The following is a 19,369-nucleotide window of genomic DNA, read 5'->3' as shown; positions in this document are numbered from 1 at the left end:
CGCTCACAGTCAGGGATGTTCGGCATCGGTGAGGGTAAACGCCGTCGAGACGCCACCGCCCGACCCCGAGTTCTCGGACGATACGCGCGGGAGTTCCACGGTGAAGACGCTCCCATTGGAGCCACTCTCCGTGAGGTCGATGCGCCCCCGGTAGTTCTCGACGAGTTTTCCGACGAGATACAGACCGACTCCGTGGTCCGGTCGGCCCGTCTCGGGCCGAGTGAAAAGCGTTTCAGCCGCGGTGTCGGGAATTCCCGAGCCGTTGTCGGCAATCTCGATGCGGACCGTCTCCGGGGTCGTCGTCACAGTCACCGAGATGACCGGTGTCTCGCTGTCGTTGTGTTCGACGGCGTTCGATAGCAGATTCCCGAACACACGACGGAGAAGGCGGTCTGCCGGGACGAGAACGTCGTCCGGAATCGAGGCGTCTATTTCAGCAGTGTCGTACGTCCGGTCGACCTTTTTTACTTCCTCTCGAAGTATCTCTGAGAGGTTCACCGGGTCGAAAGTCGCGGTGCCGTGGGTCGCATCGAGCAAGACCCGAACGTCGTGTATGACTTGGGACATATCCTGGCTCTGTTCCTCTATCGTCTCGCCGTACTCGTGTGAACGGCTCTCAGATGGATGTTCTTCCTGAAGCAGTGACGCGTAGCCACTGATGACATTGACCGAGTTCAATACTTCGTGTCGGAGCAGACTGTTGAGGTATTCGAGAAGGTCACGCTGGGCTTCGAGGTGTTCTGCCTGCAGTTCTGCCCGTTCGGCCTCTATCGCGCTGTCGACTGCTCGTGCTTCGCTGATACCGATTGCGACGCCGATGCCGAGTCCGATTGCCGCCGCCCACCGGAGCCAGCCGACGACCAACCACGTGGAATCGACAGTGAAGGCAACAATCATCGCGCCGTTGATAATAAGAGACGCCACGAGACCGGCGACGCCCCATATTCCGACGCGACGGTGTCTTCGCGGGGATATCGAGCTTTTCGTGAGCCAGTAACCGGCATATCCGACGCCCACGACGAATGGAAGCGAGGTGACCACTCCAACGAGGTACTCACCGGTGAAGACTACCGGGTCCACGCCAGTGAGGGACTCGATGGATCGGAGTCTACCGATCGTCTCCAAAATGACGACAAACACGAGGACCCCGCTGGCCCCAACGAGTGCCTGCGGCACCCGTCTTTTGGATAGCGAGGACTCCTCACCCATGATTCGGTTCTTCAGAACGGGTGTGTTAAAGTGTATCGGCCATGACGTGAACCGAACTGGTTCGGTGGTACACGAGGAGATAACTTCTTAATACCCCGTTCGTTACTCGAACTGTGTCAGAGAGCGCTGGGTCCGCCTCGGCGAACGGGGCGCTGGAAGAGGGGGAAATCCACGACGTTCTGCGGAACGGTCGACGGCGGCTCGCCATCCGGTCGCTCCGGGAGGGCGAGGGGGAGATGAACGTCCGCGAACTCTCCGAGGAGGTCGCGGCTCGCGAGACGGGTGAGGACCCGCCGCCGCGGGACAAACGCCAGTCCGTCTACGTCTCGCTGCACCAGACGCACCTCCCGAAACTCGACGACCTCGGTATCGTCGACTACGACAACGACAGCAAGCGCGTGGCGCTACGGGACCGCGTCCGCGAAATCGAGGTGTACATGGAGGTCGTCCCGCAGTACGGGCTATCGTGGGGAGAGTTCTACTTCGGACTCGGATTGCTCGGCCTGCTCACCACGATTGCGGTTCTCGTCGGCGTCCCGGCCATCTCGGAAGTCGGGATGACCGTGGTCTCCGGCGTCTTCTTCGTCGGGTTGATGGCCGCCTCGGCGTACCACGTGTACAGCCAGCAGGACCGCGTCATCTTCCAGCGACTCCGGGAATGACGACGTTCACCGTCGACACCGACCGCCGTCTCGAAGTCATCGACATCACGGACCGCGTCGAGGCCGCAGTTCCCGACGACGCCGACGGAACCGCAACGGTGTTCGTCCGGCATACGACCGCCGGTATCGCCGTCAACGAGGCCGAATCGAGACTGCTGGGCGATTTCGAGGCGTTCCTCGCCGACGCCGTCGACGACGACGGCTGGGACCACGACCGCTTGGACGGCAACGCCGACGCCCACCTCCGGGCGCTTCTGGTCGGCGCTTCCGAGACCCTCCCCGTCAGCCACGGCACGCTCGACCTCGGGACGTGGCAGTCTGTGTTGCTCGTCGAGTGTGACGGGCCGCGCTCGCGGACGGTCGAGGTCCGGGTGTGAGCGCGTTTCCGGCTTCCACCGACTTTTGCGCCGCGGACCCCAAACGGCGAGTATGGTCACCGCAGTCGTCTGGTTCCGCGACGACCTCCGGGTGAGCGACAGTCCGACGCTTTCCGACGCCGTCTCGGCGGCCGACCGGGTGGTCCCCGTCTACACGTTCGATCCCCGGTGGCGCGGCCAGACGCGATACGGGCCGCCGAAGATGGCACCCCACCGCGGTCGCTTTCGTCAGGAAGCGGTCGCCGATTTGCGTGCCTCGCTTCGTGACCGCGGCGGCGAGTTGTTCGTCCGGGATGGGCCGGCCGAAACGGTGGTGCCCGAACTCGCCGAGTCGGTCGGTGCGTCGGCCGTCTACGCCCAGACGAAGCCGGCGACCGAGGAGCGAGCAGTCGAGGAAGCCGTCAGAAAAGCCCTCGCAGAGCGAGACATCGACCTCGAACGACGGTGGACGCACACCCTGTATCACCCCGACGACTTGCCGACGCCGCCCGAGGACATCGACGACACGTTCACGCCGTGGCGACAGTCCGTCGAGGGAGCCATCGAACCTGACCCCCCGCGGGCGGCGCCCGACTCGGTCGCCGTCCCCGAGAGCGTCGACCCGGGTGCCCTACCGGAACTGGACGACCTCGGAATCGACCCCCCGACCGACGACGACCGAGCCGTGTTGCGATTCGAGGGCGGTGAGACGGCCGGAAAGCGGCGCGTCGAATCGTACCTCTGGGAGGGCGACCACCTCCGGGAGTACAAGGAGACCCGAAACGGCCTGCTGGGGGCGAACTACTCCTCGAAGTTCTCGCCGTGGCTTGCGGCAGGGTGTCTCTCGCCGCGGTGGATTCACCGCGAAGTCCAACGCTACGAGGACGAACGCGTCGAAAACGAGGACACCTACTGGCTCGTCTTCGAGTTGCTGTGGCGAGACTTCTTTCAGTTCCAGTTCCGGAAGCACGGCGCTCGGTTCTTTTCGGCCGGTGGGATTCGCGGCGTCGCCACCGACTGGGACCACGACCGCTCGGCTTTCCAGCGTTGGGCCGACGCCCGGACGGGTTTCCCCTTCGTCGACGCGAACATGCGGGAGTTGAACCGGACCGGCTACATGTCGAACCGTGGCCGACAGAACGTGGCGTCGTTTCTCGTCGACGCGCTCGGCATCGACTGGCGGTGGGGTGCGGCGTACTTCGAGTCCCGACTGGTCGACTACGACGTGGCCTCCAACTGGGGAAACTGGGCGTATCAAGCCGGCGTCGGCAACGACTCACGGAACAACCACTTCGACGTGCTCTCACAGGGAGAGTACTACGACGCCGACGCCACCTACATCCGGACGTGGCTCCCGGAGCTGGCGTCGCTCCCGTCGGAGTACGCACATCGTCCGTGGCGGCTCTCTCCGGAAGAACAGGCCGACTTCGGCGTCGAGTTGGGCACCGATTATCCCCAACCGATGCTCGATATAGAGTCCCGATATCGGGAGCTGGAATGAGAAGCGAGTCGTCGATTACGGAGGGTTTCGGTACACTCGAAACGTGGACCAGCCGAAAGGTCTAAACCCGCAAAACCGGTTTAATAGGCTGACAGGCCCCCGCCAGCCGACTATGCGATACTTCGATTTCACGTTGACCCCGGAGGACGGCGCGATTCACCCCGTAGACCGGGCTATCGCGGAGACGGGGGCCATCTCTCGAATCTCGCTCATGCACATCGACGCCCTCGGCGACGGGACGGGCGTGTTGCTCTACCGACTCGAGGGTAACTCCGAGATACTGGTTCCCGACATCGGTGACCATCCCGACGTGATTTCCTACGACCTCCTTGACGCCGACGACGAGGAGTTTCACCTGTATCTCCACATCGAACCCGGAAACCCCGCCGGGGCGTTGATGATGCTCGCCGAGAAGTACGCGCTGATGATTGACACGCCAATCGATTTCACTCGGCGGGGTGCCCTCCGGTTGACCGTCATCGGCGCCCACGACATGGTGAAAGGGGCAATCGAGGAGCTCCCGGACGACATCTCGGTCAACATCGAGCAGGTCGGCTCCTACACTCCGGACCGACAGGACACGCTCTCGGAACTCACCGAGCGACAACTGGAGGTGTTCCGGAAGGCCGTCGAGTTGGGGTACTACGAGATTCCTCGCAAGGCGACCCACGAGGACATCGCCGAGCGACTGGAGTGTGCGCCCTCGACGGTCGACGAACACCTCCGGAAAGCCGAGTCGCGGGTGCTGCGGACGCTGGTGGGGTAGCTGTTCTTTTCATAGGATATGACGCACAGACGGTAGTACTCGATTAGCATCCACGAGCGAACGAAGTGAGCGAGCGGTTCACTACGCGCCTACGGCGCGCAGAACCGAGGCCCGACCGTAGGTCCCGCGAGCGAAGCGAGCGGGAGCCGTGGAAGACGAACGGAGTGAGTCTTCCTGAGGGAGGGCCGACGTGTCTTTTTCATGAACGTTTTTGCCGGACCGGCTTCGCCGGTCCGTGCAAAAAGGTTCGTTAGAAGAAAACCGTCCCGTGGTGCCGCGGACGGTCGTCGCGCTGTTTGGTCCGGTAGGTATCGAGTCGCACTTCGAGTTGTTCCCGGAGGTCGCCTGCCGGGATGAGTTCGTCGACCTGCATCTTGCCGGCCTGCTTTTTGATGTCGATGTACTTGTCGAACTCCCCTTTGGCGGATTCGATGAAGGCGTCCTTGGCGTCGCCGTCCATGTCCTCGATTTGGCCGCCGAACAGCGCGTGGACGGCGGCGTCGGGCCCCATCACCGAGATTTCGGCGGAGGGCAGCGCCAGCGTCGCGTCGGGGCCGAAGGAGGGGCCGGCCATCGCGTAGATGCCGGCGCCGTAGGCCTTCCGGGTGATGACACAGAACTTCGGCACCTGGGCGTTGGAGGTGGCGTAGATGAACTTCCGGCCGCGCCGGAGGACGCCTTCCTTTTCGACCTGTGAGCCGATCATGAATCCGGGCGTGTCACAGAGGTACACCAGCGGGATGTTGTAGGCGTCACACGTCCAGACGAAGCCGGCGCCCTTGTCGGCGGAATCCGGGAAGATGGCGCCGGAGATGTGGTCGGGTTGGTTGGCGACGATACCGACGACCTGCCCGTCGATGCGTCCGAGGCCGGTGACGAGTTCGGGGGCGAAATCCGGCTTCATCTCGACGAACGAATCGCGGTCGACGACGCGGTCGATGACCTCTTGGACGTCGTAGGCCTTGTTCGGCTCCTCGGGAATGATGTCGTCGAGGCTGTAGGGGTTCTTCTTCGGCGGTTTCGGCGTCTCTTCGGGGGGCGATTCGGAGTAGTTCTGCGGGAGGAATCGAAGGACCTCCCGGGCCTTCTCGGCGGCGGTTTCCTCGTCAGGGACGACGAGGTCGGCGCTGCCGGAGTGTTGGGCGTGGACCTGCGGGCCGCCCAACTGCTGCATGTCGGTTTTTTCGCCGGTCATCGCCTCGACGATGCGGGGCGAGGCGATGGCCATCCCGGCGATGTCCTCGACCATGATGAGGTAATCACAGAAGACGGGCGTGTAGGCGGACCCGGCCACGTCCGGGCCGTAGAGGACGCCGATTTGTGGGATTTCGCCGGACATCCGACATTGGTTGTAGAACATCTTGCCGCCGCGATAGCGGTCCATGTGGGTGTCGCCGGGTTCCCGCTCTTCGGCGTTGAGGCGTGCGCCCGTCGAGTCGACGAGCCGCAACATCGGGATGCCGAGGTCCAGCGCCCGCTCCTGAATCCGGATGACCTTCTCGACGCCCATCTGTCCGAGCGAGCCGGCCTTGACGGTGTAGTCGTTGGCGGTGAAGGCGACCTTCCGGCCGTCGATGGTGCCGACGCCGGTGATGAGACCGTCTGCGGGGAGTTCGTCGTCGTCGCCGAAGCGGGCGAAGGAGCCGTCCTCGTATTCGATATCGTCGAAGATCATGTCGAGGCGGTCCCGGACGAACACCTTGCCGAGGTCCTCGATTTTGTCGAAACCGCGCTCGGGGCCGCCGGACATAATCGACTCGATGTCCTCCCGGATGGCCTCCTCGCGTTCGGTGACGACGGCGCCCTCCTCGCTCCAGTTTTCGCCGGCTTCGGCGAGGGTTCCGTCGTCGCCGACCAACTCGACGCCACGGCCCAAGTGCTCAGAGACGGCCGTCGCGATTGCCTGTGCGATTTCCTCGTCGGTGTCGTTGTCGATTTTGATTTCCATGGTGTCCTCGGAAACTCACCGAATGTTTAGAGTTTCCAGCATGTGCGTATGCCGTGATATACCAACGCGAGGTAAAAACATTGTGGGTACACGAGTCAGCCAAGCGGTAGGTTCGGTCGTGGCGGTCGTCGACCCTCGGAAGAGCGGCAGAAATCCTAAGTATGGTAACTGGGTACGGGCACCATGGCACTCGGAGAATCCGAACTCCACGACCTGATTCGAGAGTCGGTTCGCGGCATCGCGGACGACTTCGGCCGGGAGTACTGGCAACAGCACATCGACGACAAAGAGTTCCCCGAGGAGTACTGGCAGGCGCTGGCAGACGACGGCTGGCTCGGCGTCACCATCCCCGAGGAGTACGGTGGCGAGGGACTCGGGATGTTGGAGATGTCCATCATCATCGAGGAGTTGTCCCGGGGCGGCGGACAGGGTGGCATCATCTTCGTTCTCACGCCCGTCTTCGGCGGTATCGGCATCCAGCGCCACGGAAACGAGGAGCAGAAACAGGAGTACCTCCCGAAAATCGCAAATGGCGAGATGAAGTTCTGCATGGCGCTGACGGAACCCGAGGCAGGGACGAACACCCTCAATATCTCGACGCACGCCGAGCGGGACGGCGACGGCGAGTTCCGCGTCGACGGACAGAAGACGTTCATCAGCGGCGTCGAGAATGCCGACACGATGCTGCTCGTCGCCCGCACCTCCGAGTTCGACAAGTCGAATCCAACCCACGGCGTCACGCTGTTTCTCGTCGACGACCCCGCCGAGCGCGACGGCATTTCGCTTTCGGAACTCGACACCACCGTTCCGTGGTTCGAACGGCAGTACCAGGTGCAGTTCGACGACCTCCGCGTGAGCGAAGACGACATCCTCGGCACGGAGGACGGCGGTCTCTATCTGCTGTGGGACACCCTCAACACAGAACGCCTCGGCGGGGCGGCGTCGGCACTCGGCGGCGGTCTCCGGGCAGTCGACCTCGCCGTCGAGTACACACAGGACCGCGAAGTATTCGGCCAGCCCATCGGCGCCCATCAGGGCATCCAACACCCCATCGCCGAATCCTACGCGAAGCTGATGGCTGCCCGCGAAATCCTGTATAAGGGCGCCAAGAAGTGGGACGACGACGAGGACTGCGGACTGGAGGCCAACGTCGCCAAACTGCTCACCTCTCGGGCCGGCACCGAGGCTGCCGACCGCGCCATCCAAGCCCACGGTGGCAACGGTTTCACCCGCGAGTACGAAGTCTACGACATCTGGCAGAACCTCCGACTCACCCAGACCGCCCCGGTCTCCAACGAGATGGTGTTGAACTTCATCGGCGAACACCAACTCGGGATGCCGCGCAGTTACTGACCGCCGCGGTCGCTTCCCGCTGTGCCGGCCGGACCGCATCTTTATGAAACCGCCGACTGAAGTTTCGAAGTATGCGAAAACAAATCAAACGGGTGCTGGGCCGTGCCCGGTACGCAGCCATCGGCGGTGCAATCGGTGCGGGTATCGGCGGGTTAATCAGCCGGAACGCGGCGAGTACCGGCGGCGCCATCGGCGGACTCGTGGGTGCCACGCTGGGCGAAACGAGCGTCTCCGCCCGCTCGGCAATCGACGAGGTCAAACGCCGCGGCGACGACGACTGATTGCTCGGAACTATCGCAAGAAGTCGAACCGGACCTCGTCGGCGGAAACGCGCGGGTCGATTTCTTCGCCGTTTTCGAACTTCACGAAACTGAGATAGTAGGGTTCGCCACAGCCCTCCCCGTCGGTTTCCTCGGCGCCGCAGACGATGACGACCCCTTCTCCGTCCTCGAAATCCTCGTAGGCATCCTCGTAGGTCCACCCCTCCAGGGGCTCGGCGGTGACGCATTTATCCTCGAGGTATGCATCGCGTTCGAGTTCGGCGACAGCCCCACACCGCGGGCAGTAATACGAGACATCGACCATACCGTTCGTAGGGGCCGAACCGCCATAGGGCCGTCGGACGGTCCCCGAAGGCCTATGGGCTCGCCGCACGACGGTACCGGCATGATAGACGAGACTGCAAGCGAGATTCGGGAGATGCAGACCCACTCCTCGTCGACCGTCGCCATCAAGGCCGCCGAGGCGTTGCGGGAACTCCTCGACCGCGAGTACGCGACCGTCGAGGAGTACGTCCGTTCGCTGGACCGCAACAGCAGCGCCCTCCGGCGCGCCCAACCCTCTCACGCGTCGCTGCACAACACCCAACGCGAAATCGTCGCCCGCGTCGAAGACGGCGCCCCCGACACCGTCGAGGAGGCGAAGGACCTGACCGAGTCGGCCATCGAGGCCGTCGTCGACGACGTGGAAACGGCGAAACACGAGGCTGCCCAACACGCCGTCGAACTGCTCCCCGACGGCGCGACGGTGTTGACTCACGACTACTCCTCGACGGTGCTGGAGGCCATCGAACTCGCGGCCCAAGAGGGCCACCACATCGAGGTGTACGTCACCGAAGCCCGACCTCGGTTCCTCGGCCGGAAGACCGCTCGGACGCTGGCGAGTATCGACCGCGTCGACGCGACGCTCATCGTCGACAGCGCCGCCGGCCACTACCTCGACGAGTGTGACCGGGTCGTGTTGGGAATGTCCTGTATCGTCGACGACACGCTGTACAACCGCGTCGGGACGTTCCCCATCGCCGCGACTGCGGCGGAGTTGGCCGTCCCCGTCTCGGTGTTCGGCGCGAGCGCAAAGCTCATCGACGAGGGGTTCGCCTTCGAGAACGACTTCCGCTCTCCGAGCGAAGTAATGCGAGAACCGGCAGAGGGCTTCAGTATCGAAAATCCGGCGTACGACGCGACACCGACGCACCTTCTAGAGAACGTCGTGACGGACGACGGAATTCACAAACCCGAGTAACGGCCGGACTAAATCGAGGGAGTGCCACGTGGAGTGTGCCGCCGAGGGTTCGAACTGCGGCTGGCTCAAAACCACGTCGCCACACTCCGGACATTCGGTGACCGTGCGGTCACCGTCGGTACCGTGGCGGTGTCGGACCGACCACTCGCCGTCGATTGGCGCCTCGTGGCCGCACGCCGGACAGAACAGGAGCGTCTTCCTGTCCGCCGGTGTGTCGGCGCATCGTCCTGTGGTGGTCATCGCCCCGGTCTAGGCGGTCAGGAGATAAACCCTTTGTGCCTCAGATGCCCTAATATACCACCAATTGGTATTCAAAGAAACAAAATGGAATAGAACGGTAGTTACTGGAACGTCCGGCTGATTTCGGGTTCGTCGGGTTCGCTACCGTGGGTGAACTTCTCTTCGAGTTCCTCGTAGCGCTCCCGGACGTCCTCGTCGACGCTGGCACCGACCTCTTCGAGTGCCTGCTCGAAGTGCTCGCGAGTCACGCGGACGTTCTCGACGCTGGTCGCGGCCTCTTCGGGGGAGACGCTGTTGACGAACTCCCGGGTTGCGGCCATGGCGGCCTCCCGGCAGAGCGCCTCGATATCGGCGCCGACGTAGCCGTCGGTTTCGGCGGCCAGTTCGTCGAGGTCGACATCGTCAGCCAGCGGCTTGTTGCGCGTGTGGACCTCGAAGATGGCCTTCCGTGCGTCCGTATCGGGGACCGGCACGTGGACGTGTCGGTCCAGTCGACCGGGGCGCAACAGCGCCGAGTCGATGAGGTCCGGTCGGTTCGTCGTCGCGATGACGACCACGTCCTCGAGCTGTTCGAGGCCGTCCAACTCGGTCAGCAGTTGGGAGACGACCCGTTCGCCGACGCCGGAGTCGCCCATGCGGGCGCCGCGTTCGCCGGCGATGGAGTCGATTTCGTCGAAGAAGACAACGGTCGGCGCGTTCGACCGTGCCTTCTCGAACACCTCTCGGACGCCCTTCTCGGACTCGCCGACGTACTTGTTGAGCAGTTCGGGACCCTTGATGGAGATGAAGTTCGACTGAGCCTCGTTGGCGATAGCCTTCGCCATCAGGGTCTTCCCGGTGCCGGGTGGGCCGTACAGCAGGACGCCCTTGGCGGCCTGCATGTCCATCTGCTCGAACACCTCGGGGTACTCCAGCGGCCACTGGATGGTCTCACGCAGGCGCTCTTTGGTGTCTTCGAGTCCGCCGACGGAGTCCCACGTGGTGTCGGGGACTTCGACGAACACCTCCCGCATCGCACTCGGCGTCACGTCCTTCAGGGCGTCTTTGAAGTCACCCTCCGTGACCTGCATCGCCTCGAGTATCTCGGCGTCGATTTCGTCGGCTTCGAGGTCGAGTTCGGGCCGGATGCGCCGCAGGGCGTTCATCGCAGCCTCCTTCGTCAGGCTCTCGATGTCGGCGCCGACGAACCCGTGGGTGTTCTCGGCGTAGCGGTCGAGGTCGATGCCCTCAACGAGCGGCATCCCGCGGGTGTGGACTTGCAGGATTTCCTTGCGACCCTCCTTGTCCGGGACGCCGATTTCGATTTCGCGGTCGAAGCGGCCGCCCCGGCGCAGTGCGGGGTCGAGTGCGTCGACGCGGTTCGTCGCACCGATGACGATGACGTCGCCGCGTTCGTCGAGACCGTCCATCAGGCTGAGCAGTTGGGCGACGACACGGCGCTCGACGTCGCCGCTGGTCTCGCCGCGCTTCGGCGCGATGGAGTCGAGTTCGTCGATGAAGACTATCGCTGGGGCGTTCTCGGAGGCCTCCTCGAACACCTCACGGAGTTGCTCCTCGCTTTCCCCGTAGTACTTCGACATGATTTCGGGGCCGGAGATGTCCGTGAAGTGGGCGTCTATCTCGTTGGCGACGGCCTTCGCCATCAGGGTCTTGCCCGTCCCCGGCGGGCCGTGCAGCAACACGCCCTTCGGCGGTTCGATGCCGAGCTGTTGGAACAGCTCCGGATGTCGCATCGGGAGTTCTATCATCTCCCGGACCTGCTCAAGTTCGTTATCGAGACCGCCGATGTCCTCGTATCGTACCGAGGGAGTGCCGTCGCCCCCTGCGGCCGTGCTGTCGCCGGTGTCGGCGATCTGCTCGGCGGGCTTTTCGCTCACCTGAATGTCCGTCGAATCGGTGACGACGACCGTCCCGTCGGGGTCGGTGTCAGCGATTTTCAGCGGAATGCGCTGTCCGCTCTGTGAGGACAGCGGCCCGAGGCCGAGCGAGAAGGGGACGTTCTGGCCCGTCGTGACGGCCTGACCGCTGAGTTTGTCGCGAATGTGCGGACCGATGTTCCCGCGGATGCGGAGGTTCTGCGGTAGCGCTACCGTCACCTGCTTTGCGGGGTTGACGTCGGCAGCCTCGACCGTCACGCGGTCGTCGATGCCGACGTTGGCCTCTTGTCGGAGGCGGCCGTCGATGCGGATGACGCCCTGGCCTTCGTCCTCGGGGTAGCCGGGCCACACCCGGGCGACGGCGCGGCCGTCACCCTCGATGAGGATGTAGTCACCGTTCTCGAGGCCGAGTTCGGCCATCGCCGCGCGGTCTATCGCCGCCAGTCCGCGACCGGCGTCTTTCTGTTTGAGGGGTTTGACCGTCAGTTTCATCGGTTATCGCTCCACCTCGATAGTAACGATTCCGTTGTTCATAATAGCACGGGATGCCCCCTCGGGCACTTCGTACTCGTACTGTTCGTCGTCGACGACCACGATGGCCGTCCCGTCGACGACGTCAACACCCCCTTCGACGGGGCCAAAGTCCGCGACGAGGACCGCGCCGTCGTCGTACTCGTACTGACGAACGATGCCGTCCGCGTCGCCGCGAATCGACTGCGTGTATTCAGTCATACTAACTCAGAGTTAGTTACGATAGTATTTAAATCTTTCTCTAAAAATGAGGAGACGGAGTGGTGTATTGCAGTAACAGTAGAATTGCGGTTCACATTCATTGGAGATCGTCCTGACGCGAGAAAGCGGCGACGAGCGGTCGTCGCGTTTATCGGGTGACGCCGTGAGAACCAACGTATGGAAACCGTCACTCACGACGGGCGGACGACAGCCTACCGCGAAACCGGCTTCGGCGACGGGCCGACGGTCTGTTACGTTCACGGCGCCGGCGGCGACCACGGCGTCTGGGTCGAACAGTACGGCGACCGCGAGGGACCGCCGGCCGTCGCCGTCGACCTCTCGGGACACGGCGACAGCGACGACGTGACGACCGAACCCGGGATGGAGACGATAGCGGCCTACGCCGACGACGTGGCGGCCGTCTGTGAGGCGACCGACGCGTCGGTCATCTGTGGCAACTCGATGGGTGGCGCCGTCGCGCTGTGGGTCGCCCTCGAAGGCGACCTCGACCTCGAGGCGCTCGTGCTCTCGGACACCGGCGCGAAACTCGGCGTCGACCCCGGCTTTCTCGAATCGCTCGCCCGGAACTTCGAGGCCGCCGTCGCCTCGCTGCACGTCCCCGACACCCTGTTTCACGACCCCGACGACGAACTCGTCGAGGTCTCGAAGGCGGGACTGCTCGAATCTGGACAGGCGGTCACCGTCCGGGACTTCGAGAGCTGTGACACCTTCGACGTTCGCGACCGCCTCGACGAAGTCGACGTACCCACGCTGGCGCTGTGTGGCGAACACGACCCGCTGACGCCGCCGTCGTTCCACGAGTACCTCGAAGCCGAGCTTTCGGACTGCGAGTACGTCGAGATAGCCGACGCCGCACACATGCCCATGCTGGAAAAACCCGAGGAGTTCAACGAGTCGGTTCGTTCGTTCCTACTCTAACGGCTCTGCCGCACCGTTGTCGACGAGCGCCTCGGCAGTCCCCTCCGGGAGGGTGACCACGTCTTCGGAACCGAGGTCGTAATCACGGTTGTCGGTGCCGACCATCTCGCCGACATCCGCCGTGATTCGGACCGTCGTTCGGGGAATACCGGGGATGTCGCTGCGACCCGAGTCATCTGTCGAAGACTGTGAGTCATCCGTCCCTGCGGCGTCCTTCGGTGGTCGGTCGCCCTCGGACTCGGGCGGACGGGACTCCGAGGAGGTTTCCGGCGGTTCGGGGTCGGGGTGGACTTCGGTCGTTTGTGACGAATCCGAGACGAGCGGGTCCGCCGAGGGGGATTCGGGGTCGGTCGCCGGTTCGCTTTCGGCGCCGGCCGAGGGCGCCGTGTCTGCGGCTTCCTCCGCGGCGTCGCTCGGACCGCTCCCCATCAACTCCGCCGCGCTGACGCCGTCGGTGTCGGAAGCCGTCGAGGGACTCGGTGACGGCTCTTCACCGGTGTCAGTGGAGCGTGAGTCGGCCTCCGAACCGCCCCGAACGGGGTCTGTCGGCGCCGTCTCGGAGGCGTCGTCGTCTATCGAACACGACACTGAGGGGGCGTCGCCGTCCAGCACCGACAGGACGGACTCGCGGTTGTCCTCGATGCGGGCGACGAGGTCGTCGAACAGTGCCTCCTCCTCGTCGGTGAGGCCGTCGTCGTCGACCGGCATGCCGGCGGCAGCGATGGACGCTTTCTTGACGACCTTACCGACACGGCGTTCGTAGATGGCCTCGACGGTTCCCTCGGCGGTTTCGATGTCGTCGGAGAGCCGTCGGACCTCTGACGACGAGAAGGGGTCCTCGGCTTGCTCGACCTTCCGCGCGCGCTCCTCGGTGAGTTCGTGAATGTACTCGCCGACCTCCCGATAGAACGACGAGCGCAGGTGCTGGAGGTCGCTGGATTGGCGCTCGCGGGCCTGTACCGATTGAAGTTCGTCGAGATTCATTCTGCGGCTTTGGTGGCGTGGCCGCGAGCCATCGCGAACACGCCAACGTACTCTGGCATCGAATGCACTCCCTCCGAGAGCCTAAAGCTTTCCCCCCCGAGTCGAATCGTCGTCTCCTCGCGGACGTACACCGAGATGTCGTTCCCGACGAACGTCTCCGGGACGGCGTCGACGAGCGGATCGAAGGAATCGAGTTCGTCCCGCGGGATGTGCTGAACTTCGAGGCCGCTCCCGCCGTGGAGGCTGCCCGGCAGTCGAATGAGTCGGTTGATGTCCGTCGTCACCGGTTCGTCGATTGGTGCGGTCTGCTCTTCGAGCACCCGAGTCAACAGCGTCTCGGCGATCGTCTTGAGCGCGTTGTGAACGTCTATGTTTCCAGCTTCGATGGCGTCACGCTGTTTCCGAATCGCTCCGAGCATCGTTGTCGCTTTCCCCTCCCCGATGCGGTCGAAGGCCGTGAGCCGCTCCATCGCCTCGTCGTCGCTCAGTCCGTCGAGTTCCTCGACGAACGCGTTCAGTTCGGTCTGGAGCCGTCGGCCCCATCCGCCGTCGTTCTGAAGCGTCCGTTTGTCCGCCGGCGTCTTCCGACCCGAACTGCCTGAGACCTTCTCCGTCTCGATGAGCGCCTCGATGTCGACGCCGTCCCCGAGGACGTAATCGACGATTTCCCGGCGGGCACTGCGGCTCAACTCCAAAACGCCGGGGTCGCGGACGTGGACGTGATAGCCGCGACCCCCGGAGAAGACGACGGTCAGGTCCTCGAAGGCGAAGTCCTGTTCCAGTAAATCGAGCAGTCTGAGCAGGGCTTCCTTACACTCCGCGAGCATCTCGGCGTAGCTGTCGGCTTCGGGGTCGACGCCCGGGAGGTGGTCGGCGTCGAGGTCGAAGACGAGGTCCGACCCGCGCCAGCCCTTCTTTCCCATGCTGGATGCGCCGGGGTCGTCGTACCGGCCGGCCGAGAAGTAGACGTGACGCGGGCGCTCGCCCGCGAGGAAGTCCCCCAAATCGCCGCCGCCGACCAAATCCAGATGCGAGTGGTGCCGAACCATCGTGGTCCCGCCCGAACTCCACGTGATGTACCCCCACTCCCGTTCGTTGGCCGCCGGGGGCGGGGAGATGTCGCTCCGACGGTAGTGGTCGCCGAAGCGACCCTTCAGGTACTCACGGGTGCGACCGTCCATGGACTCGGCTTCGAGAGAGGTGCGAAAAAGCGTTGCCCTCTCAACCGCCGCGGACGAACTTGGATATCTTCGAGGCGAGGCCGCCCTCCCCGAGTCGCAGGTAGTAGGCGTCGCCGTGGTCCTCGTAGTAGTTGTCGACTCGGCGTTGAATCTCGAAGCCGAGCCGTTCGTAGAAGTCCAACGCGGCGTCGTTGGACGCGCGGGCGTGACACGTCACGGAGTTGTGGTCCTCGGCGACCGCGGCGACGAGGCGGCGGCCGAACCCCCTGCGTCGGTGTTCCGGGTCGACGGCGAGAAAGAGGATGTAGCCGTCGCGCCGGGTGGCCGCGAAGCCGAGGAGTTCGTCGCCGTCGTAGGCGGGTTCGACGAGCGCGTACACGCGCGAGCGCTTGTAGGCGTCGGTAAAAAAGCCCCGCCGCTGTTTGAGGACGCCCTCCGTTCGACGGATGCGTTCTTTCAGTTCCCACGCCTCCTCGACGAACGCGTCGTCACCCGTCCCGAACACCCGAATATCGACGGTGACACTCACTGACACAACGTAGGAACGGGTCGAATATAACTCCACCGCCACCGCTCGACCGCTCCGGGTTCAAGCAGCGACGTTCTATGCCATAAGGCTTTCAACGTGTCAACGAGTTCGATTCTCCAATGCCTTCCGCGCCGGCCGATATCGAGGCCGCCGAAGAGCTCATCTCCGAGCGGCCAGACCCCAAAGACGCCCTCCGGAAGTCGTTCATCAAGGGGCTGGCCATCCTCCTGCCGCTTCTCGTCACGCTGTTCGTTCTCTCGTTCGTGTTGGGGTTCGTTTTTCAACAACTGAACCCGGTCGTCACCGCCGTCGTCCAGGTGACGCCGTTTCAGAGTGAAATCGTCGTCGCGGCGTCGACGATTGTCCTCTTTTTGTTGCTCGTCGTCGGCGTCGGCTCCGTCGCGGAGTACGGCACCAAAAACGACCGTCTCAGTGCCCAGTTCAACGAATTCATGGCCTCGATTCCCGGCCTCGGCTCCGTCTACACCAGTTTCAACGAGATGAGCGAACTCCTCCTCGATTCCGACACCGACAGTTTCCAGGACGTGAAGCTGGTGGAGTACCCCGGCAAGGACTCCTACGTCGTCGCGTTCAAGACGGCCGAAACCCCGGAAGTCGTCGCCGAGGACACCGGCAACGAGGAGATGATTACGCTGTTCATGCCGATGGCGCCGAACCCCGTCATGGGCGGGTTCGTCATCCACGTCTCCACGGACCGCGTCGTCGACGTCGACCTCACTGTCGAACAGGGCATCCGCTCTATCGTCACCAGCGGCGTCGCCTTCGGCGAGGGCGACGACGGACCGAGCGGCCTCAGCGAACAGCAGCTACGCCAGCTCAACGCCGCCGACACCGACGGTGAGTCGCCGCTCGCCGACGATGGTAAAAACGGCGAGGAACTACCGGACACCGAGAAGATGACCGACACCGAATCCCGCGCCGCCGACCTCGACCCGGAGGATATCGACGACCCGGTTCCCTCGAGCGATATCGACGCCGACGGTGACTCTGACGCCGGCGACGACCGATGAGCTACGAACTCCGCGAACACACCGCCGACGTAGCCGTCGAAGCCACCGGCGAAGACATCGACGAGGTGTTCGTGTACGCTGCAGACGGGCTCTCAGCCGCCCACTGTGAGTCCATCCCGGAGGGTGTCGGCGAACGCTTTCCGGTGGTCGCCCACGCCGAGTCGAAGGAAGCCCTCCTCTTCGAGTACCTCGACGAACTCATCTACCAGCGCGACGTTCGCTCGGTGCTCCCGGCCGACCACGAGGCCCGCGTCCACTGGAACGGCGAGTGGGTACTGGAGGGCTCCGCCCGTGGCGTTCCCTTCGACGCAGTCGAGGCCCGGGAAATCAAAGCCGTCACCTACTCCGAGATGGAACTCGAGGAAACCGACGAGGGCTGGCGGGCCTACGTCGTCTTCGACGTGTGACGCTACGGGAGGAACCGCCAGAACGCACCGTGGTGACCTTTCACAGAACCCACCGCAAAGAGCAGGATTTATACAACGGCGTCACCCAGAGTCGGATACGCGCTCGCTTGGTGTAGCCCGGCCAATCATATCGGCCTTTCGGCCTCGGGGAGGGTTCAACCCTTCCGAGGGAGGACAGCCGATGACAGGGGTTCAAATCCCCTAGCGAGCATCCTACTGTCGTCGCTACGTCCGTCCGAACAGCCGTATCAGTGGGTGTCGACTCCCGTAGGTCGTCACCGACCACTCGCGTTCTTCCAGTTCCTCACGAATCGCTTCCCGATGTGAGTCCCCACAGAGGACAGCCACCCGCTCGTAGGCCTGCTGGTCGGCGACGGCCGTGATTCGGTCGGCCATGTGCGAGGCGCGACCGCCGCTGGCGACTGCGACGAATACCACCGAGAACGTGGCGTAGAGGTACGGAACCGAGAGCGCGAAGACGACGAGGACGAGGCGGTTGACGCCGGCGACAATCGAGAGGGCGAGCGCGGCGACGAGCCAGCCTCCGAGGAGATACTTCCCCCAGCGGGGGACCATTTCGTAGACGGCTGCGGTGTCGGCGTCGATGCGGTCGTGGTAGTCGACGCCCGCCGCCTCGACGGCCGCCCGCAGCGACGTTCCGCCGGCGACTTTCGCCCGGAGTCGTGCGACGACCGCCTGTACCCACATCAGCGTCACGTACCCCATCAGGAAGGCAGCGTAGCCGATAGTCAACTTCCGTACGACGAGCGTCGGTGAACGCCCCTCGACTAACACCGCGTCGTACTCCTCGAGGCCGCGCTCCAAGAGGGCACGCTTGTCGCTCTCGGCGGCGTGGACTTCTCCCTGCACCGTCGCTTCCCGCTGTGACACGGGTACCTCTACGGACTCCGGTGGCTAAAAACTCGCGCCACTATGCGGCGATGACGGTCTCGCCGGCGCGGACCCGTTGGCCCTTCGAGACGCGGACGTCTTCGAGGTCGTACGCCGACGACAGCAACACGTCTGCTCGCGACCCGAAGGAGATGTGACCGACCTTCTCGCCGCGTTCGAGGCGCTCGCCGCCGTCGACGTAGGGGTGGATGCGCCGGGCGACGGCGCCCGCGATGAGCGACAGTTCGTACTCCGCACAGACGATGTCGACGCGCTCGTTGCGGTCGGATTCCTTCGAAAACGCCGGCAGGTGCTTGCCGGGAGTGTGCGTGACCGACTCGACGGTTCCGGGTGCAGGGGCGCGGTTGACGTGGACGTCCGTGACGTTCATGAACACAGCGACCCGGACGCGGTCGCCCTCCTCGCGGACGACGGAGACGCGGCCGTCGGCGGGCGCGACGACTCCCGACGGCGGCGGCGACCGCTCGGGGTCCCGGTGGAACCACAGTGCGCCGAGGCCGGCGAACAGACAAACGACACCGACGGGAAAGGCGAGTATCGACAGGGGAACCGAGAGTACCAGCGGGACGGCAGCGTAGCGCCACCCGCCGGGGGCGATGTCGGGAAACGAGGGAAACACAGATGAAACGGTACGCGCGAGGGGTCTTGGCCGTTTTGCTACCCGATTCGAAGCCGTGCTATCACGTATTACTACGTATTTATCTCCTCGGAGAGCCATAATACAGGTCGAATAGAGGTGAAATTCAACATGCGATTAACACCGTTCGACGAAATGGACCGCTTGCTGGAAGGAATGCGACGCTCGATGATGGGCGAAGGCAGTTGGTACGACTTCGGCCGCGACATCAACGTGCGCCTGGACACCGACTCCGAGGGGTACGTCCTCCACGCGGACCTGCCGGGGTTCGAGAAGGAGGAAATCGACCTCCGATACGACGACGAACGGCTCACCATCCGCGCCGTCCACGAGGTGAGCGACGACTACGAAACGAGTAGCCGCCGCGTCCACGAGACGGTCCGCATCCCCGGTGAACTCATCGTCGAGGACATCGAGGCCCACTACCACAACGGCGTCCTCGAAGTTCACCTGCCCACCGAATCCGATGTCGAGTCGGAGAGCGGCCACCGCATCGACATCGACTGACCTCTCCAGCATCCGATACGATAACCCAAAAACTGCACTTCCGTTCTCTTCCGTTTCACCCCCGCTTTCTGTGAGAT

At 63.9% G+C, this 19,369-nt stretch carries 22 protein-coding genes and 1 tRNA gene; 12 read left to right on the top strand and 11 right to left on the bottom strand.

The annotated features are described in order from the left end of the window. Positions 1-9 precede the first annotated feature (9 nt). Positions 10-897: a sensor histidine kinase gene (locus tag HWX69_RS10700; protein WP_348643009.1), complete on the bottom strand. Its 888-nt coding sequence runs from the start codon at positions 895-897 to the stop codon at positions 10-12. A 425-nt stretch (positions 898-1,322) separates the two neighbouring features. Between HWX69_RS10700 and HWX69_RS10695 the strand changes: the two genes are divergently transcribed. From HWX69_RS10695 to HWX69_RS10680, 4 genes are all read left to right on the top strand, one after another. Beyond that, on the top strand, positions 1,323-1,871 hold the full coding sequence (locus HWX69_RS10695; RefSeq protein WP_178917091.1) for a DUF7344 domain-containing protein: 549 nt from the start codon (positions 1,323-1,325) through the stop codon (positions 1,869-1,871). Then, positions 1,868-2,248 (top strand): secondary thiamine-phosphate synthase enzyme YjbQ, encoded by a 381-nt coding sequence (locus HWX69_RS10690; protein WP_178917090.1) that lies wholly within the window; start codon positions 1,868-1,870, stop codon positions 2,246-2,248. Before HWX69_RS10695 ends, HWX69_RS10690 begins: the two co-directional genes overlap by 4 nt. A 52-nt stretch (positions 2,249-2,300) precedes the next feature. After that, positions 2,301-3,728 carry a DASH family cryptochrome gene (locus HWX69_RS10685; RefSeq protein ID WP_178917089.1) on the top strand — a complete coding sequence of 476 codons (1,428 nt, stop codon included), beginning with the start codon at positions 2,301-2,303 and terminating at the stop codon, positions 3,726-3,728. A 112-nt stretch (positions 3,729-3,840) separates the two neighbouring features. Further along, positions 3,841-4,494 carry a helix-turn-helix domain-containing protein gene (locus HWX69_RS10680; RefSeq protein WP_178917088.1) on the top strand — a complete coding sequence of 218 codons (654 nt, stop codon included), beginning with the start codon at positions 3,841-3,843 and terminating at the stop codon, positions 4,492-4,494. Between the two features lie 250 nt (positions 4,495-4,744). Here HWX69_RS10680 and HWX69_RS10675 read toward each other — a convergent pair whose 3' ends face one another. Next, on the bottom strand, positions 4,745-6,442 hold the full coding sequence (locus HWX69_RS10675; protein ID WP_178917087.1) for an acyl-CoA carboxylase subunit beta: 1,698 nt from the start codon (positions 6,440-6,442) through the stop codon (positions 4,745-4,747). A 183-nt stretch (positions 6,443-6,625) separates the two neighbouring features. On the opposite strand from HWX69_RS10675, the gene HWX69_RS10670 reads away from it, so the two are divergent. Next, positions 6,626-7,795, top strand: a complete 1,170-nt coding sequence (locus HWX69_RS10670) for an acyl-CoA dehydrogenase family protein (protein ID WP_178917086.1) — start codon at positions 6,626-6,628, stop codon at positions 7,793-7,795. Positions 7,796-7,866: 71 nt separating this feature from the next. Beyond that, positions 7,867-8,076 carry a hypothetical protein gene (locus HWX69_RS10665; protein ID WP_178917085.1) on the top strand — a complete coding sequence of 70 codons (210 nt, stop codon included), beginning with the start codon at positions 7,867-7,869 and terminating at the stop codon, positions 8,074-8,076. 10 nt (positions 8,077-8,086) lie between these two features. Here the strand turns inward: HWX69_RS10665 and HWX69_RS10660 are convergent, their stop codons facing one another. Continuing rightward, entirely contained in the window at positions 8,087-8,380 is a 294-nt protein-coding gene (locus HWX69_RS10660) for a hypothetical protein (RefSeq protein ID WP_178917084.1), read from the bottom strand. Positions 8,381-8,461: 81 nt separating this feature from the next. On the opposite strand from HWX69_RS10660, the gene HWX69_RS10655 reads away from it, so the two are divergent. After that, positions 8,462-9,316 (top strand): eIF2B alpha/beta/delta subunit family protein, encoded by an 855-nt coding sequence (locus tag HWX69_RS10655; RefSeq protein ID WP_178917083.1) that lies wholly within the window; start codon positions 8,462-8,464, stop codon positions 9,314-9,316. On the opposite strand, the gene HWX69_RS10650 is transcribed toward HWX69_RS10655, so the two are convergent. The 3 genes from HWX69_RS10650 to HWX69_RS10640 form a co-directional block, all read right to left on the bottom strand. Then, on the bottom strand, positions 9,272-9,556 hold the full coding sequence (locus HWX69_RS10650; protein ID WP_178917082.1) for a hypothetical protein: 285 nt from the start codon (positions 9,554-9,556) through the stop codon (positions 9,272-9,274). The genes HWX69_RS10655 and HWX69_RS10650 overlap by 45 nt on opposite strands. A gap of 101 nt (positions 9,557-9,657) precedes the next feature. After that, positions 9,658-11,925 carry a CDC48 family AAA ATPase gene (locus tag HWX69_RS10645; protein WP_178917081.1) on the bottom strand — a complete coding sequence of 756 codons (2,268 nt, stop codon included), beginning with the start codon at positions 11,923-11,925 and terminating at the stop codon, positions 9,658-9,660. Between the two features lie 3 nt (positions 11,926-11,928). Beyond that, positions 11,929-12,165 carry a DUF7127 family protein gene (locus HWX69_RS10640; RefSeq protein ID WP_156709253.1) on the bottom strand — a complete coding sequence of 79 codons (237 nt, stop codon included), beginning with the start codon at positions 12,163-12,165 and terminating at the stop codon, positions 11,929-11,931. 177 nt (positions 12,166-12,342) lie between these two features. Here HWX69_RS10640 and HWX69_RS10635 point away from each other — a divergent pair, with 177 nt between their 5' ends. Beyond that, positions 12,343-13,104 (top strand): alpha/beta fold hydrolase, encoded by a 762-nt coding sequence (locus HWX69_RS10635; protein ID WP_178917080.1) that lies wholly within the window; start codon positions 12,343-12,345, stop codon positions 13,102-13,104. On the opposite strand, the gene HWX69_RS10630 is transcribed toward HWX69_RS10635, so the two are convergent. The 3 genes from HWX69_RS10630 to HWX69_RS10620 are packed head-to-tail and all read right to left on the bottom strand — an operon-like array spanning position 13,096 to position 15,798. Continuing rightward, positions 13,096-14,088 (bottom strand): hypothetical protein, encoded by a 993-nt coding sequence (locus tag HWX69_RS10630; protein ID WP_178917079.1) that lies wholly within the window; start codon positions 14,086-14,088, stop codon positions 13,096-13,098. The two genes, HWX69_RS10635 and HWX69_RS10630, sit on opposite strands and share 9 nt — an antisense overlap. Beyond that, a complete protein-coding gene (gene priS / locus HWX69_RS10625; protein WP_178917078.1) occupies positions 14,085-15,269 on the bottom strand; it encodes a DNA primase small subunit PriS in 1,185 nt (394 codons plus the stop codon). Before priS ends, HWX69_RS10630 begins: the two co-directional genes overlap by 4 nt. 40 nt (positions 15,270-15,309) lie before the next feature. After that, the gene (locus HWX69_RS10620) at positions 15,310-15,798 is read right to left on the bottom strand and encodes a GNAT family N-acetyltransferase (protein WP_178917077.1); all 489 of its coding nucleotides are present in this window, start codon (positions 15,796-15,798) and stop codon (positions 15,310-15,312) included. Between the two features lie 119 nt (positions 15,799-15,917). Between HWX69_RS10620 and HWX69_RS10615 the strand changes: the two genes are divergently transcribed. From HWX69_RS10615 to HWX69_RS10605, 3 genes are all read left to right on the top strand, one after another. Then, complete coding sequence (locus HWX69_RS10615; RefSeq protein WP_178917076.1) at positions 15,918-16,829, top strand: DUF502 domain-containing protein; 912 nt, start codon at positions 15,918-15,920, stop codon at positions 16,827-16,829. Continuing rightward, a complete protein-coding gene (locus HWX69_RS10610) occupies positions 16,826-17,236 on the top strand; it encodes an archease (protein ID WP_178917075.1) in 411 nt (136 codons plus the stop codon). Before HWX69_RS10615 ends, HWX69_RS10610 begins: the two co-directional genes overlap by 4 nt. 101 nt (positions 17,237-17,337) lie before the next feature. Beyond that, positions 17,338-17,447 (top strand) — tRNA-Glu (locus HWX69_RS10605). A 14-nt stretch (positions 17,448-17,461) separates the two neighbouring features. Here the strand turns inward: HWX69_RS10605 and HWX69_RS10600 are convergent. Both HWX69_RS10600 and HWX69_RS10595 read right to left on the bottom strand, forming a co-directional pair. After that, a complete protein-coding gene (locus tag HWX69_RS10600; RefSeq protein WP_178917074.1) occupies positions 17,462-18,127 on the bottom strand; it encodes a hypothetical protein in 666 nt (221 codons plus the stop codon). A 40-nt stretch (positions 18,128-18,167) separates the two neighbouring features. Further along, positions 18,168-18,767 (bottom strand): protein sorting system archaetidylserine decarboxylase, encoded by a 600-nt coding sequence (locus tag HWX69_RS10595; RefSeq protein WP_394353443.1) that lies wholly within the window; start codon positions 18,765-18,767, stop codon positions 18,168-18,170. A gap of 153 nt (positions 18,768-18,920) precedes the next feature. Between HWX69_RS10595 and HWX69_RS10590 the strand changes: the two genes are divergently transcribed. Beyond that, a complete protein-coding gene (locus HWX69_RS10590; RefSeq protein WP_178917072.1) occupies positions 18,921-19,292 on the top strand; it encodes an Hsp20/alpha crystallin family protein in 372 nt (123 codons plus the stop codon). The last annotated feature ends 77 nt before the right edge of the window (positions 19,293-19,369 follow it).

Source organism: Natronomonas gomsonensis (assembly GCF_013391635.1).
GTDB lineage: Archaea > Halobacteriota > Halobacteria > Halobacteriales > Haloarculaceae > Natronomonas > Natronomonas gomsonensis_A.
Note: the sequence above shows the minus strand (reverse complement) of the source record. Positions and strands in the feature narration are given on the sequence as shown.